Here is a 14,505-nt window from a genome sequence, read left to right as displayed (position 1 = left end):
TGCTTAGATTTCGCCACGTGCACGAAGATCGGCCAAAACAGCATCAATGCCGTTTTTGTCGATAGTGCGCAGGGCGTTATTAGTTAGACGCAGGCGAACCCACCGGTTTTCGCTTTCAACCCAGAACTTGCGTGACTGCAAGTTAGGCAGGAAACGACGTTTTGTTTTGTTGTTGGCATGGGAAACTTTGTTTCCAACCATCGGGCGTTTACCCGTTACTTGACATACGCGAGCCATGATGACCCCAAAAAATTCAGCAAATTAGTGTATCTGCAAAACCACACGGCATGAATTGAAAAACCATGGATTTGCGGCGAAGTCCAAGATTGTAACCAATTACTATTCTTTTGCCCAGCCCTTTTTGCGGAAAAAATCAAAAAGGTGGGCGATTGTTGAGTCGATATGAATACCCGCAGTTGGGGCCGACCACCACATGGTCTACCAATTCTATGTCAACCAGTGCCAAGGCTGAATAAAGTTCACGGGTCAGGCGGTCATCAGCGCTGCTGGGGGTGCAGCAGTCGCTGGGGTGATTGTGCGCCATCATGATGCGGGGTGCATTGGTTTGTATGGCAAATTTAAGCACTTCACGCGGAAAAACCACAGTTTTGTTCACGGTGCCGCTGGAAAGTATTTTGTGGTCTAGTACTTTCAATTGGCTGTCCAGGGCAATCACCAGAAAATGTTCAATTTCGCTTAAGCCGATTTGTGCGCGCACAAACTGTTCAAACAGATCGGGAGAGGCAAGCATGCCGTGTGGTGTTTCCTGCAATTCATGGCTTAGTTGATGACTTAGGCAGCGTTTGGCCATTTCAAGGCAGGCGCGCAGTTGGGCGTATTTTGCTTCGCCGAGGCCGCGAATTTGGACCCATTCAGCCAGGGAAACACGGTTCAGGTTTTGCAGGCCACCGAACTGGCTGATCATTTCGCGGGCCAGATCCACGGCGCTTTTTCCCGGGAGGCCTGTGCGCAGGAAAATGGCAAGCAATTCGGCATCAGAAAGCGCCTGAGCCCCTTGTTTGATCAGCCGCTCTCGTGGGCGGTCGTGTTTGGGCCAGCTTTGAATGCTCATGAAAAATTGAACCTGAAAGCCACTAAGTGGCTTTCGACCAGGTCAAGTTCCCAGTTTGTTTAACAGCGAGGACTGTACAATTTCGATCCAGTAGCCGTCGGGATCTTTGATGAAGGCCACGTTTTTCATCTTGCCTTGTTCGGGACGTTTCACATAGGAAACCTGATTTTCGTCAAACCAGTGAACAGCGGCCGCCAGATCGGGTACGGAGAAGCAAATGTGTCCAAATCCCTGTGGCTGCTGATTGCCATCGTGATATTTGAAATCCGGGTCGTTTTCAGTGCCCCAGTTGTGGGTTAATTCGAGAATGCCAGTCTGGCTGAATGTCCATGCGGTGCGGGTGCCTTCATCTTCGGGTATTTCGTCGGTCTCGGTGACTCGAGCGAGGAAGTACAGCGAAAACTTCATTTCGGCAAAGTCCAGCTTCCGAAGCACCCGCATACCCAACACCCGGGTGTAAAAATCGAGTGAGACGGCAGGGTCTTTCACCCGCAACATGCTGTGATTCAGCACGAAACCTTGCGTGGCCTTCGGCACTGTTGGGCTGACTCCGGGGTGATTCTCTGTGTTAAATGCCATGGCTTTCAAACTCCTTAATACGTTTTTTAATGCAAATGTCGCGTGTTCACCTACATGTTACTACCACAATGTGAGGCCGGACTCGAACCATTCACGCCCGCCTCGGGATGCCTGACTGCTTCCAAAGGCGTAGAATAGAGCCGTTTTTGAAATGAATTCAGGATGTTGAAATGACTGATGCAGTACAACCCAAGCCCGTAGTAAACGAATCTTCATTCGTGACACTGCATTACCGCATTCGCTTGGCTGACAGCCAGCAGGTGATTGTGTCCACTTTTGAGGACAAGCCCGCCACATTGTCGATTGGCGCAGGCCAGTTGGCTGAGGGTTTGGAGCGTTGCCTGTTTGGTATGCAGGCGGGGCAGCGTGACATATTCACTTTGCCCGCAGGCAGCGGTTATGGTGACATAAATCCCGATTTGTACCGACCGGTCAGCAAAGCGTTGCTGTCAAAATACGCCGAAGAGGGCACTACGTTTGAGCCAGGCGAATTTGTGCATTTTCCTGCACCCGATGGTGGTCAGTTTGCTGGCACCGTGGTGGAAGAGCGTGAAGACGATATTTTGTTTGATTTTAACCATCCCTTGGCAGGCAAGGCACTGACCTTTGAAGTGCAATTGATCGGGGTGCTGTGAGGTGAGTATGGAAATTAGCCTGGCCCAACCACGCGGTTTTTGCGCTGGTGTAGACCGCGCCATTGAAATTGTGGAACGCGCGTTGCAGCAATTCGGTTCACCCATTTATGTGAAGCATGAAATTGTTCACAACAAAACGGTGGTCGAAGATTTGCGCGGCAAGGGTGCAATATTTGTTGATGAACTGGAAGATGTGCCCACCGGCTCCACAGTTGTGTTTTCTGCCCATGGTGTGTCGCAAGATGTACGCGCACAAGCAGAAAGCCTGGGTTTGAAAGTGTTTGATGCCACATGCCCACTGGTTACGAAAGTGCATGTAGAAGTCAGCAAAATGCGCGCGCAGGGTTGCGAGATCATCATGATTGGTCACGAAGGCCACCCCGAGGTGGAAGGCACGATGGGACAGGTGAAAGACGGCATTTACCTGGTGGAAACCGAGGAGGACGTGGCCAAGCTGAATATTGCAGCGGGTACGCAACTGGCTTTGGTGACCCAAACCACGTTAAGCGTGGACGATGCTTCCAAGGTAATCACGGCGCTAAAAGCAAAATTTCCCGATATCCGCGAGCCGAAGAAAGCAGACATTTGCTATGCCACGCAAAACCGCCAGGACGCTGTCAAGTTTATGGCGCGCCAGGTTGATTTGGTGTTGGTGGTGGGCAGCCCAAGCAGCTCCAATTCCAATCGCTTGCGCGAAGTGGCCGAGAAGTTGGGTGTGCCAGCCAAGCTGATTGAAAATGCGGACAGCCTGGAGCGAGACTGGTTCGACGGTGTGAAACACATAGGCTTGACGGCGGGTGCTTCAGCGCCTGAGCACCTTGTGCAGGGTGTGGTGAAGCGCCTGAAAGAATGGGGTGCTTTGTCGGTTCGAAACATGGAAGGCGTGGAAGAAAATATTGCCTTTCCAATGCCCAAGGGTTTGGTCCGCTCTGAAGTATGAGCGGACTTGCTTAACTGTTCAACACATGGTGCTGGTGCCAATCGACCAGGTCTCGAACAAACCATGGGTTGACCTTTGCGGCCGGTTTGGCCGAGTAAACCGCAAGCAGGGCCTGTTTGACATTCATGTCTTCGTGCTGAATAAGGTGTGCTGCAATCAGGGCAGCTGATCTGCTGATTCCCTGTTCGCAGTGCACGATTACCTTGCCTTGGTTTTGGTGTGCCTGGTTGATAAATTCACACACGGTTTGGAAGTGAGCAAGCAGTGACTCGTCAGGGTTGTCGCTCACTGGAATGTGCAACTGAACAATGCCCTGCCGAAGCCTGGGGCAAATTTCGATGCAGCTGACCGCATGAGTAAATGACGAGTGTGGTTTTTGAAGTGCTTCGCTGGCGCCCTGCAGTGAACCAATCCACAGATTGGGACGTACTTCATGAATCACTGTGCAAGCCCTGGATGATGTCATTAATTCTGGACTTAATTGCCCCTTGTTGCGACGAGGTGTACCGGCTGAACAAATTGACCTTCAAATGAGGGGCGACCTTGGGATCTTGTAGGGTGGATGCAAGCAGGCGAATTTGCAGACTGCGGGCATTGGGCACTTCTTGGTTGGTGTGCGGTGTTTTCAGCTTTATAAGGGTGTTCAGGGTATCTGGATTGGCGGAATCGGGGATGCCGTTGCTCGCTGATATGTAAGCAAGCTTGTTCACCAGTGCATGTGGAATTAAAACCTGCATCAGGACGCTTGCTTTTTTTGTGGTTGGCAAGGCATTGCTCGCCTGGGTACACAGGTGGAGAATGTCATCGCTGGCTTTGTTGATGCGGGCGTTTTCGCAGGCGGGGAAGCGGGTATGCAACATGCCAGAAATCCATTCCTTCAGATTGGGTGGAGCCACGTTGATCGCGTCGTGCAAGTAATCTGCGGTGCTCTCCATGGCGTCGACATCCGTATTCTGAAACAGGCTTGGATTACAGGACAACAAGGAAAAGCGCCCCACATCGCCATTGTCTCTGGAGGGGTGGTTGGTGGTGTGTTCCATCAGGTTGTGAACGTCGCGGCCTCGATTTTTGTTGATTTCAAACGGGTTTCGGTGCCAGCTTAAGTGGTTCAGGTTTCCTCGTATTCCTGCGCTTTCGTGTTCGCAAAGCGCTTTCATCAGCACTTCGCCGGTCCAGTGCCCTGGCAAAAGACTGTCCGCAAATGCGTGGTAGGCCACTACATGGCTTTTCGAATGTTCATCCTCGATGCGGATTATTTCCGGGATACTTACCGGCAGCTTGTCGATGGTGTCCTGATCCCATCCGGGTGGAAGCTGATTTGGATGTTGACTTAACCAAACCCTGGTCGGAGCTTCCGCATGTTCAATTAAAGCCTGAGTTTCAGAGGGTAGGGCTTGCGCGAGGCTGGTTTCGACGGACGACGACACAGGAGTTTCGAGATTGCGCAAGGCAAACTGTGCCTCTGTAATGTAAAGCGGGTTTGTGTTGGGTGTGGCATTGACTGCAAATGAGAGGGGCTGGTTCTGGATTGCCGTGGCCCACTGCTGCGCCATGTGATCAAGCGCACATCGAACACCCGGATGCAATTCGGACGTATGCGCGGCCTGCTCAAGGGCTTGCCATGAATAGGCATTGTGTTCAGCACGAATGCTCGGGTTCCATTGACTGTTTGTCGGCAAGAGGCACAAGAATAGACGATAAGTAAAACCAGTGTGCGCGTTGCGCAGCACAATCGGGTTAGTCCACACCTGGCCGTTGGGCAGTCGATAAACTTCCTCCAGTGTTTCGCGCAGTGCACAGTGCAATGGGTCTTCGGGTTTGTTGGTGTGCGCAATTCTTTCTATTGCGCCCCCGGGGACGCTCCATAGCCCTTCATCGTGTGTGCCCTGCGCATTTTTCAGAAGCAGTATCGAACACCTGCCAGAATCATCGGGCTTGAGCATGCACAGGCCAGCGCCACCATCACAGCCCCATTCTCCATGGGGTGTTTCAGACGCGCCGTTCAGCTGGGGGTACTTTAAGCCCAATGTAGATTCTTTGAGAGGAATCCAGCAGCTGGACCCCGCTTTAACTACAGCTGCATCACGATGACTTGTTTGGCTTTCTGTGACTGAACCTGATGGTGAAAAAAAATGGCTGTTTGATGTTGGCGACAACTGCGGCATTGAGGGGCGGGGCGAAGCAAATGTGAAATCTGAGTGCCGCCAAACCCGGGAAAGTTCATTTGTTGGGAGTGGCCAGTACTTGGTCTACCCGATTTCTGTCTACGTCCACCACTTCAAATCGCCAGTTGTTCCAGTCGAATTTCTCGGTTTTTTTCGGGATTCGACCCAACGAGGCCAATACGAACCCACCGACGGTGTGGAAGTTGCCCAAGTCTTCCTGGGGCAAGCCGCGAATGCCCAGTTTTGTTTTCATTTCGTCGATGGGTAAAAGTCCATCGAGCAACCATGATCCGTCCTCGCGTTTTACAGCAAGTGATTCTTCGGGGGTGTCCATCATGGGCATCATGTCACCCACCACGCTGGACAGCACATCATCGATGGTGACAATGCCTTCGGTCATGCCAAATTCGCTGACCACGAATGCAAAGGTTTTTTTCTGCTGGCGGAAAGTGCGCAGCAGATCGACCAGCGTGAGTGAGGCGGGAACAAACAGTGCATTTTGCAGGGGTATTTCAGCGAAATTGATGTCGCCCTCCATGGCGGCTTGAAGAATATCGTGGCTTTCTGCCACGCCGATTACTTGCTGCAAACTGCCTTTACAAATTGGCAGCATGGAGTGGGGCGCTTCACGCAACAAGCGCAGGTTGTCCTCGCGCGGGGCATGTAAATCAAGGTAGGCAATGTCGCTGACCGGGGTCATGACTGAGGCCAGGCGACGGTCTTCAAGGCGCAACACATTGCTCATCAGGTGGCGTTCTTCGGGGGCCAGCATACCTGTTTTGGCGCCTTCATCAAGAAAGGCTTGAATTTCTTCGATGGTGCTAACCGCAGGTGCAGCTTTGAACGGGATGAAGCTGAGCACCAGGTCGGAGCCCTTGGACAGCAAGGTGATGGCGGGGCTGAGCACTTTCAGGAATATCGACATGAAAGGTGCGCAAAACGCAGCAACCTTTTCCGGGTTGGCGATGGCCAGGCGCTTGGGCACGATTTCGCCAAAAACAATTGAAAAACCTGTGACCAAGGCAATCGTGACTGCGAATGAGATAACACTGGCCCAATCGCTCAGTGCCGGAAAGTGCTGGTCGATGGTTTGTTGAAACGTGGCGGTAAGCGCCGATTCGCCATAAATGCCCATGAGCAAAGCGGCTGCGGTAATGCCGGTTTGAGTGGCCGCAAGCAGGCGGCTGGGGTTGTCCATAATTTGAATGGCGATTCGGGCTTTTGGATTCCCTGAGTCGGCCATGGCTTGAAGTTTGGAGCGTCGACTGGAGGCCAGTGCCATTTCCGAGAGGGCAAAAAAGCCGGAAATCAATATCAAAAGGACCAAGATCCAGAAGGCATTCATGATGTGTGTTCTTGTAGTGGGTGTTGCGGCTGCACGGTATTGCTCACGCCCAGTTTACCAAAGCCCATGCTGCTTTGGCTTTTTGCTTGATTGGGTAAAACCGGGGGCTCGGTTACAATAACGGGCTAAGTTGTTTTGTCAGATGATTTTTTGAAAGAATTGCCATGTCCATGAGCGAAGCCTCCATTCCCAAGTCCGATCAAATTGTAGTCGCGGCCCTGTACAAATTTGTCAGCCTGCCCGATTTCGAGGAAATCAAGCCCAGACTTGAGGCTGTGTGTACTGAAAACTCGGTGCTGGGCACCTTGTTGTTGGCCAGGGAAGGGATCAATGGCACGGTCAGCGCGCCACGCGCGGGCATTGTGGCCTTGATGAATTTTTTGTGGGCCGATTCCCGGTTTGCCGATTTGGCGCCCAAGTATTCAATTGCGCCAGAACAGGCGTTTACGCGGATGAAGGTGAAGTTAAAGCGTGAAATTGTGACCATGGGCAAAGACGGGATCGACCCCAATCGCCTGGTGGGCCGCTATGTGAAACCAGCCAACTGGAATGCATTGATTCAAGACCCGGATACCTTGGTAATCGACACTCGCAACAACTATGAGTACGCGATTGGTACTTTTGAAGGGGCCGTGGATCCTGCCACCACGACATTCCGCGAATTTCCGCAATGGGTTGAAAAGAACTTGAAAAGCCTGCCTGTGGACAAACGCCCCAAGAAAATTGCCATGTTTTGTACCGGTGGTATTCGCTGCGAGAAATCCACGGCCTACATGCTGGAGCAGGGCTTTGAGGAGGTGTACCACCTTGAAGGCGGTATCCTGAAGTACCTCGAAGAGATTCCCGAAGAACAAAGTTTGTGGAAGGGCGAGTGCTTTGTGTTTGATCAGCGGGTGTCGGTCACCCATGGTTTGCAGGTTGGGCATTACGACCTGTGCCACGCTTGCCGCATGCCGATCACAGAGGAAGAAAAGCAAAGCGAAAAATACATTCAGGGCGTGGGTTGCCCGCATTGCTATGATTCGCTGACCGACGATCAAAAGAAGCGCTTTGGCGAACGCCAAAAACAGATTCAACTGGCCAAGCAGCGCAATGAGAAGCACATTGGCCGCAAGATGTTGGCCAAAGAAACGCACACGGAGTGAGCAGGGTGGAGCAGCAAGCCGATCATGGGCACCAGCTTGGTTTACCCGTGTTATACACCTTTCGCCGTTGCCCCTATGCCATGCGTGCGCGGCTGGCGATTGTTGCCGCCGGTTTAAAGGTTGAAGTGCGTGAACTGGTGCTGCGCGCCAAACCCGCACACATGCTTGAAATTTCACCCAAAGGCACGGTACCCGTGTTGTGGTTGCCGGATGGCACCGTGATTGACGAAAGCCTGGATGTGATGCGTTGGGCGGTGGGCCAGAATTTTCCGGCAGAGTGGTTGGTGCCGAACGCCGAACAGCAACAACAGTGTGACGAATGGATTGCGCTGCTTGATGGCGAATTCAAGCGAAACCTGGACCGTTACAAATATCCACACCGCTATCACGTAAAAACCGACACTGACGCCTACACCTGCGACCCGCTCGAACACCGCGCAGTGTGTGAAGAAATTTTGGCACAATGGAATGCGGTGCTGGTTCAGAATGGTCCTTGGCTGCTTGGCGCTAACCCCAGCTTTGCCGACTTCGCAATTTTGCCTTTTGTGCGCCAATTCAGGATCGCCGATGAGGCTTGGTTCGATGCGGTACCTGGTTATGATGCACTGAAGTTGTGGCTCCATTCTTTTTTGGCATCGCCTTTGCTGGAACAAGCCATGGTGAAGTACACCCCTTGGCAACCTGGCGACACACCTTTAGCCTTTCCGGGTTAGAGACGACCCTCTACGATTTTCTGGTCAAGTTTCTATACACTCGCAAGTTACGCAACAGTAACATTGTCTTGCTGGGCTATGCTAGGCCCTGAAAAAAGACATTCCCCCTATAAGAAGGACGAGACTCATGGCCGACAAAATTCTTGAATTTGTTCACACCTCCACAGGTAAACAAATTGCCGCCGCACTGGGCCTGCCCGTGCCCCCCCTCTTGAAGCGCGCCAAAGCTGGATACGCCGAAAAATCATTGGCCAATTCAAATGCCTTGGTGGGTGCCAGTGCATTTGGCCCAGTGGCCACTGCGGTGGTGAAGGCATTGAATGCCATGGGTGCATCCATCAAGGTATCCGCCGATTTGGCGGGCCTGGATGGTATCAAGCAAGCCGCGGCCAAAGCCAAAGTAGACGTGAGCATTTCTCAAGCTGACAATGGCGTACCTGAAAACGTGTACGTGTTGGACGTTACAGCAGCCGCCAATGTGGCAGACCTGCGTTTGTTGTACGACTTTTTCAACCCACGCTTGCGCAAAGTGCCATCGAACAGCCGCATTGTGGTGATTGGTCGCCCACGTGGTGATTGCAAAGACGCCCTGGCTGAAACAGCACAGTCCTCATTGCCCGGTTTTATTCGCAGTCTTGCGAAAGAAAGTGGCAAGAACGGTACAACCGCCAATCTGATTCAGGTAAAAACCGGCGCTGAAAACGGTATTGAAGGCGCACTGCGCTTTTTCCTGAGCCCGCATTCTGCCTTCGTTACCGGCCAGGTATTGCCAGTGGTTGGTGCACCTAAAGGTGTAAAGGTTGCTGCATTTTCTGAAAAACCATTGACAGGCAAGTTGGCGGTGGTAACCGGTGCAGCACGCGGTATTGGTGCAGCCATTGCTGAAGTGCTGGCCCGCGAAGGTGCTACCGTGATTGGTGTTGATCGACCAGCAGACGAAAGCGTGTTGGGTACAACCATGAGCAGCATTGGCGGCATTGCCTGCCCGCTGGACATTACTGATGCCGACGCGGGCAAGAAGCTGGCAGCTGTGGCTGCACAGAAGGGTGGCAAGATTGACATTATTGTGCACAACGCAGGTATTACGCGCGACAAGATGATGCGCAACATGGCGGCCCACCTGTGGGACATGGTGCTGGACGTGAACCTGGGTGCGATTGTTCGTTGTAACGACCAGTTGTTGGCAGGAGATGCATTTGGTTCCAACGCCCGTATCGTGTGTATTTCATCGATTGGCGGTATTGCCGGTAATGCAGGCCAAACCAACTATGCAGCCACCAAGAGCGCCGTGATTGGTTATGTGGATGCCATGGCCAAGCAACTGGAAGGCAAGGGCATTTCGATTAACGCGATTGCACCTGGCTTTATTGAAACTCAAATGACTGCGGCCATTCCTGTGGTAACCCGGGAAGTGGCACGTCGTTTGTCCAGCCTGTCGCAAGGTGGATTGCCAGTGGACATTGCTGAGGCAGTCACTTTCATGGCCAGCCCGCTGGCCGCTGGTGTAAACGGCGCCACTCTGCGTGTGTGCGGACAAAACCTGGTGGGCGCGTAATTCTTTCATTCACTGAATACGCTGCCTGCAACTAAAAAATTATCTGGAGAAAACTATGAAACACGGTCGTCGCGTTGCCATTATTGGCGGTTCACGCATTCCATTTGCACGTTCAAACACAGCCTACATTGGCAAATCCAACCAGGACATGTTGACAGCAGCATTTCGCGGTGTTGTTGACAAGTTCCAGTTGCATGGTGAAGAACTGGGCGATGTGGTGGCTGGTGCAGTGGTGAAGCACAGCCGCGATTTTTCCCTTTGCCGTGAATCAGTATTGGGTTCAGGCCTTAGTCCGATGACCCCGGCATTCGATATTCAGCAGGCTTGCGGTACTGGTCTGGAAGCTGCCATTGTGGTGGCCAACAAAATTGCATTGGGTCAAATTGAAGTGGGCATGGCTGGCGGTGTAGACACCACCACCGATGCACCTATTGCAGTCAGCGAAGGTCTGCGTAAAATTTTGCTGGAAGCCAACCGTGCCCGCGACACCAAAGGCAAGCTGGCCGCACTGTTGAAAATTCGCCCCAAGCATTTGGCACCACTGCCACCTGCAAACGCCGAACCCCGCACAAAAATGAGCATGGGTGCGCACTGTGAAGTGATGGCGCAAACCTGGGGCATCACTCGTGAAGATCAAGATGAGTTGGCTGTAAGCAGCCATTTGAAAGCTGCCAAGGCTTACGAAGAAGGCTTCTTCGATGACCTGGTGGTGCCATTCAACGGTTTGACCCGCGACAATAATCTGCGTGCTGATTCTTCAGTTGAACGCCTGCAAGGTTTGAAGCCCGCATTTGACCGCAAGAGCGGCAAGGGCACGATGACTGCTGGTAACTCTACACCCCTGACTGACGGCGCTTCTGCTGTGTTGCTGGCTTCTGAAGACTGGGCCAAGGCACGTGGCATTCAGCCACTGGCCTACCTCACTTTCAGCGAAACAATCGGTGTTGATTTCGTTTCGGGCAAAGAAGGCCTGTTGATGGCGCCAGCCTACGCAGTGCCACGCATGCTGAAAAAAGCCAACATGAAGCTGCAAGACTTCGATTTCTATGAAATTCACGAAGCATTTGCTGCACAGGTTCTGTGTACCTTGAAGTCTTGGGAAGATCCCAAGTTCTGCAAGGAAAAACTGGGTCTGGACTCAGCTCTGGGTTCAATTGACCGCAGCAAGCTGAACGTGAAAGGCGGTTCACTGGCTGTGGGCCACCCGTTCGCCGCCACTGGTGGCCGCATTATTGCCACCTTGGCCAAGCTGTTGAATGAAAAAGGCAGCGGCAAGGGCTTGATCTCTATTTGTGCAGCCGGTGGTATCGGCGTAACAGCAATTATCGAGAAGTGAAATCATGAGCGTGAATGACACCCTGAAAGCAGCGGCGAAATTTTTCGAGCTGACCGAGTTTCCAAACGGCAAGGCGCTGCTGCTGAAGGCTGCCACCACGTCCAATAAAAAACCAAAACCCGACACACAGGCTGCACGCCTGGGTGCCCGGGTGAAGAAAGTGTTTATTGACCGCGAGTGGGTACGCCAGTACAACGCTGTGTGTGGCTTCAAGGAAGATGAAATTTCCCTGACCGCGCCTCAGGTGGTGGCTTCGCCCCTGCACATGTATTTGCTGAGCCGCCCTGAGCACCCCATGCCGATGTTGGGCATGGTTCACTTGCACAACTCAATTGAATGCGCCAAGCCGCTGGAATACGGTGTGGCTTACGATGTGTTGGTGACAGTGGGCGATACCCGCAGCATTTCGCTGGGTCTGGAATTTGATGTACACACCCAGTTTTTGGTGGGTGAGGAAGTGCACTGGAGCAGTGTGATGACCATTTTGTGCCGCGTAAAGGGCATGCCCAAGCCACTGACAAAGCCTGCGCCAGTTGAGCCATTGAGTGCCCTGGGTGCGCAATACGCCGCCGTGAAAGTGCCTGAAAACCAGGGCCGCAAGTACGCCAAGGTTTCAAATGACTACAACCCGATTCACCTGTATGCGCAAACCGCGAAAATGTTTGGTTTCAAGCAAGCGATTGTGCACGGCATGTGGACCGCAGCAAAAACATTGAGCATTGTTGAGGCCAGCTTGAGCGCACGTGCAAGCAAGTTTGATTTGTCGTTCAAACAGCCGGTGTTTCTGCCGTCTGACATTTCGGTGAAGCATGTAACAGCTGATAGTGCTTCGAAGTTTGAGGTGCTGGCCGAGCGTGATTCGAAAGTGTTGATGGTTGGAAGTATTGAAGCTCGATGAGTTTAGTGACTGAGTAGCTTGGTGTAGTTTGCAGCGCGTCACTCATTGCGCCTAGATCCAAGTCGAATTCCCCTTTTTGATTCTGGCTCGGTTCGTGCGACTTCGCGAATGCAAAAGCGCTGGCGACTATCGTTCCGACAGTCCCGGCATCAAACTGGTTTCGATCATTTTCTGCATGTCGCGAATCGGAATTTCCGGGTGTTGAATCCACCAACGTGCGCCCGCTTCAACAGCGCCAACCATGATGTTGGCCAAGGCCACGGCTTGTATGCCGGCCTTGTCGCTGCTTTTGGCCTTTGATGGATCGTTGAGTTCTTCAATGGTTTTGGCCGAGGCCTCAATAAAGCTGTTTCTGAAGAAAGCAACCTTCTCGCCGACTGGCCCCACACTGGTGAGCGCCTCGTTGTAAAGCACTGACCAACCTTCCCTGTGACGTTCCACAAACGTCAAAAAGCTGAGCATGATCAACTTCAGCCGCTCTTTGGGGTTTGGGTTGGCCATCAGCAAGGTTAGGCCCGACATCAGGTGATTGCCGACCTGGGTAATGGTGGCCAGGTAAAGCGCATCTTTCGAGCCAAAGTAGCGGTAAAGCAGAGGCTTTGTTACGCCAGCGCCTTCGGCGATTTGCTCCATGCTGGTGGAGTGAAAACCGTGGCGGGAGAACACTGAGCCGGCCACGTCCAGAATTTGACTCATGCGTTGTTCTTTGGGCACCTTTCGTGTGCCCAGGCGTTTTGTCTCGAGGGTAGGCGCCGCGTTTTTGTTGTTGTGGTTCGCTTTTTTCACCAATTTACTAGCCGGTTACATGGATGTTTTGAAGTGTAGCAAGCTTCTTTCAGTTTTGTGAATAAAAAAAGCCCCACAAAAAATGTGAGGCCTTTTTACGGGTGGGCAGTCGGTAAGTTACCGCTTTTTCTTACTTGTAACCCACACGATCCATAATTTGCTGGGACAAGGCCGTGTTCGCCGCCAGTGTTTTGGAAGGTGTTACGTCTTGCTTGTAAGCCCCCAAAGACTCCAAAGCAGGATTGTCTACTTTCACGCCAGGCACTGTTGGCCATTCATTGTTGCCATTTGCGAAGTATTTTTGGGCGGAGTCGCTGGCCAGATATTCCAGAAACTTGATTGCACCATCGCGATTGGGTGCGTTTTTGGCCACAGCACCACCAGACACGTTCATGTGCACGCCATAGCTGCTTTGGTTGGGCCAAATGAAACCAACCTTGGACACCACTTCCTTGTCTTCAGGTTTTGATGAGTTTAACAAGCGAACCCAGTAGTAGCTGTTGGTCAGGGCCACGCCACACTCGCCAGACGCCACTGCACGAATTTGATCAGTATCACCGCCCTTGGGGCTGCGAGCCATATTGGCGACCACGCCTTGTGCCCAGGTTTCAGCGCCTTTTTCACCCAGGTGGTTGATCATGCTGCTCATCAAAGAAAGCATGTAGGGATGTGAGCCCGTGCGGGTGCAAACCTTGCCCTTCAATGCGGGCTTGGCCAAGTCTTCATAGTTTTGGGCAAGCTTGGGGTCGACGTTTGCTTTGTTGTACACAATCACGCGGCTGCGTGCTGAGAATGCATACCACAGGCCATTTTCACCGGTGAATTGCGCCGGGATTTTGTCGCTGAGCACTTTGGATTTCACAGGCTGAAACAGGCCATCTTGTTGGGCTGTCGCAAGGCGTGCAGCATCCACCAGCAACACCACGTCGGCAGGGCTACGCGCGCCTTCGCTGCGCATGCGCTCAAGCAGAGCCTCATCGCCCAATTCGAGGCGCTTGATGGCAATGCCAGTTTGCTTGGTAAAGTCCTCGTACATTTTTTCATCTGTTGAGTAATGGCGGGCCGAGTACAGGTTGATGACTTTCTCGTCAGCCTGAGCGGCAGCGCTTACGCCAATCAAGCCAGCGATGGAAACTGAAATCAGTTTTTTGAAAGTGTTATTCATGGTGATAAGGACTTTCCTGAATGTGGTTGGTTGAAATTGAACCGCTCTAGTCTAGCAAATAGTAATCATTCATGTAACAAGAAGTGTTCTCGTTTAACAATAATTTTTGTAGTAGTCAGAGTGTCGTAAGCGCGAGTTTCTACATTGGTTGCAACAAGAACGAGGAGACAG

15 protein-coding genes are annotated in these 14,505 nt (G+C 52.3%); 7 read left to right on the top strand and 8 right to left on the bottom strand.

What is annotated here, in order from left to right:
- Positions 1–3 precede the first annotated feature (3 nt).
- The 3 genes from rpmB to gloA form a co-directional block, all read right to left on the bottom strand.
- Positions 4–237: a 50S ribosomal protein L28 gene (gene rpmB, locus B4C79_RS02590; RefSeq protein WP_008253404.1), complete on the bottom strand. Its 234-nt coding sequence runs from the start codon at positions 235–237 to the stop codon at positions 4–6.
- A 136-nt stretch (positions 238–373) separates the two neighbouring features.
- Complete coding sequence (radC, locus tag B4C79_RS02585; RefSeq protein WP_291743308.1) at positions 374–1,072, bottom strand: RadC family protein; 699 nt, start codon at positions 1,070–1,072, stop codon at positions 374–376.
- 42 nt (positions 1,073–1,114) lie between these two features.
- Positions 1,115–1,651, bottom strand: coding sequence for a lactoylglutathione lyase (gloA, locus tag B4C79_RS02580; protein ID WP_291743311.1), 537 nt, complete (start codon positions 1,649–1,651; stop codon positions 1,115–1,117).
- A 170-nt stretch (positions 1,652–1,821) separates the two neighbouring features.
- Here gloA and B4C79_RS02575 point away from each other — a divergent pair, with 170 nt between their 5' ends.
- Together B4C79_RS02575 and ispH are read left to right on the top strand one after the other, a co-directional pair.
- Positions 1,822–2,286 carry an FKBP-type peptidyl-prolyl cis-trans isomerase gene (locus B4C79_RS02575; protein ID WP_105029590.1) on the top strand — a complete coding sequence of 155 codons (465 nt, stop codon included), beginning with the start codon at positions 1,822–1,824 and terminating at the stop codon, positions 2,284–2,286.
- A 7-nt stretch (positions 2,287–2,293) separates the two neighbouring features.
- Positions 2,294–3,226, top strand: a complete 933-nt coding sequence (gene ispH, locus B4C79_RS02570; RefSeq protein ID WP_105029589.1) for a 4-hydroxy-3-methylbut-2-enyl diphosphate reductase — start codon at positions 2,294–2,296, stop codon at positions 3,224–3,226.
- Between the two features lie 10 nt (positions 3,227–3,236).
- Here ispH and B4C79_RS02565 read toward each other — a convergent pair whose 3' ends face one another.
- The 3 genes from B4C79_RS02565 to B4C79_RS02555 all read right to left on the bottom strand — a co-directional run bounded on the left by B4C79_RS02565 (position 3,237) and on the right by B4C79_RS02555 (position 6,736).
- On the bottom strand, positions 3,237–3,668 hold the full coding sequence (locus B4C79_RS02565) for a dual specificity protein phosphatase family protein (protein ID WP_171100014.1): 432 nt from the start codon (positions 3,666–3,668) through the stop codon (positions 3,237–3,239).
- The gene (locus tag B4C79_RS02560; RefSeq protein ID WP_291751670.1) at positions 3,658–5,253 is read right to left on the bottom strand and encodes an NUDIX domain-containing protein; all 1,596 of its coding nucleotides are present in this window, start codon (positions 5,251–5,253) and stop codon (positions 3,658–3,660) included. The genes B4C79_RS02565 and B4C79_RS02560 overlap by 11 nt, the downstream gene beginning before the upstream one ends.
- A gap of 193 nt (positions 5,254–5,446) precedes the next feature.
- Positions 5,447–6,736 (bottom strand): hemolysin family protein, encoded by a 1,290-nt coding sequence (locus B4C79_RS02555; RefSeq protein ID WP_291751668.1) that lies wholly within the window; start codon positions 6,734–6,736, stop codon positions 5,447–5,449.
- Positions 6,737–6,900: 164 nt separating this feature from the next.
- Here B4C79_RS02555 and B4C79_RS02550 point away from each other — a divergent pair, with 164 nt between their 5' ends.
- From B4C79_RS02550 to B4C79_RS02530, 5 genes are all read left to right on the top strand, one after another.
- Positions 6,901–7,881, top strand: a complete 981-nt coding sequence (locus tag B4C79_RS02550; RefSeq protein WP_291751666.1) for a rhodanese-related sulfurtransferase — start codon at positions 6,901–6,903, stop codon at positions 7,879–7,881.
- Positions 7,882–7,886: 5 nt separating this feature from the next.
- A complete protein-coding gene (locus B4C79_RS02545) occupies positions 7,887–8,594 on the top strand; it encodes a glutathione S-transferase (protein WP_291751664.1) in 708 nt (235 codons plus the stop codon).
- A 127-nt stretch (positions 8,595–8,721) separates the two neighbouring features.
- Positions 8,722–10,149 carry a 3-oxoacyl-ACP reductase gene (locus B4C79_RS02540; RefSeq protein ID WP_171100006.1) on the top strand — a complete coding sequence of 476 codons (1,428 nt, stop codon included), beginning with the start codon at positions 8,722–8,724 and terminating at the stop codon, positions 10,147–10,149.
- A gap of 55 nt (positions 10,150–10,204) precedes the next feature.
- On the top strand, positions 10,205–11,485 hold the full coding sequence (locus B4C79_RS02535) for an acetyl-CoA C-acetyltransferase (RefSeq protein ID WP_105029584.1): 1,281 nt from the start codon (positions 10,205–10,207) through the stop codon (positions 11,483–11,485).
- 4 nt (positions 11,486–11,489) lie between these two features.
- The gene (locus tag B4C79_RS02530) at positions 11,490–12,383 is read left to right on the top strand and encodes a MaoC family dehydratase (protein ID WP_291739159.1); all 894 of its coding nucleotides are present in this window, start codon (positions 11,490–11,492) and stop codon (positions 12,381–12,383) included.
- A gap of 126 nt (positions 12,384–12,509) precedes the next feature.
- On the opposite strand, the gene B4C79_RS02525 is transcribed toward B4C79_RS02530, so the two are convergent.
- A complete protein-coding gene (locus B4C79_RS02525; RefSeq protein WP_291762221.1) occupies positions 12,510–13,079 on the bottom strand; it encodes a TetR/AcrR family transcriptional regulator in 570 nt (189 codons plus the stop codon).
- 220 nt (positions 13,080–13,299) lie between these two features.
- Complete coding sequence (locus B4C79_RS02520; protein ID WP_105029581.1) at positions 13,300–14,334, bottom strand: extracellular solute-binding protein; 1,035 nt, start codon at positions 14,332–14,334, stop codon at positions 13,300–13,302.
- Between the last annotated feature and the right edge of the window lie 171 nt (positions 14,335–14,505).

Source organism: Limnobacter sp. UBA7229, assembly GCF_002473065.1.
Taxonomy (GTDB): Bacteria; Pseudomonadota; Gammaproteobacteria; order Burkholderiales; family Burkholderiaceae_B; genus Limnobacter; species Limnobacter profundi.
Note: the sequence above shows the minus strand (reverse complement) of the source record. Positions and strands in the feature narration are given on the sequence as shown.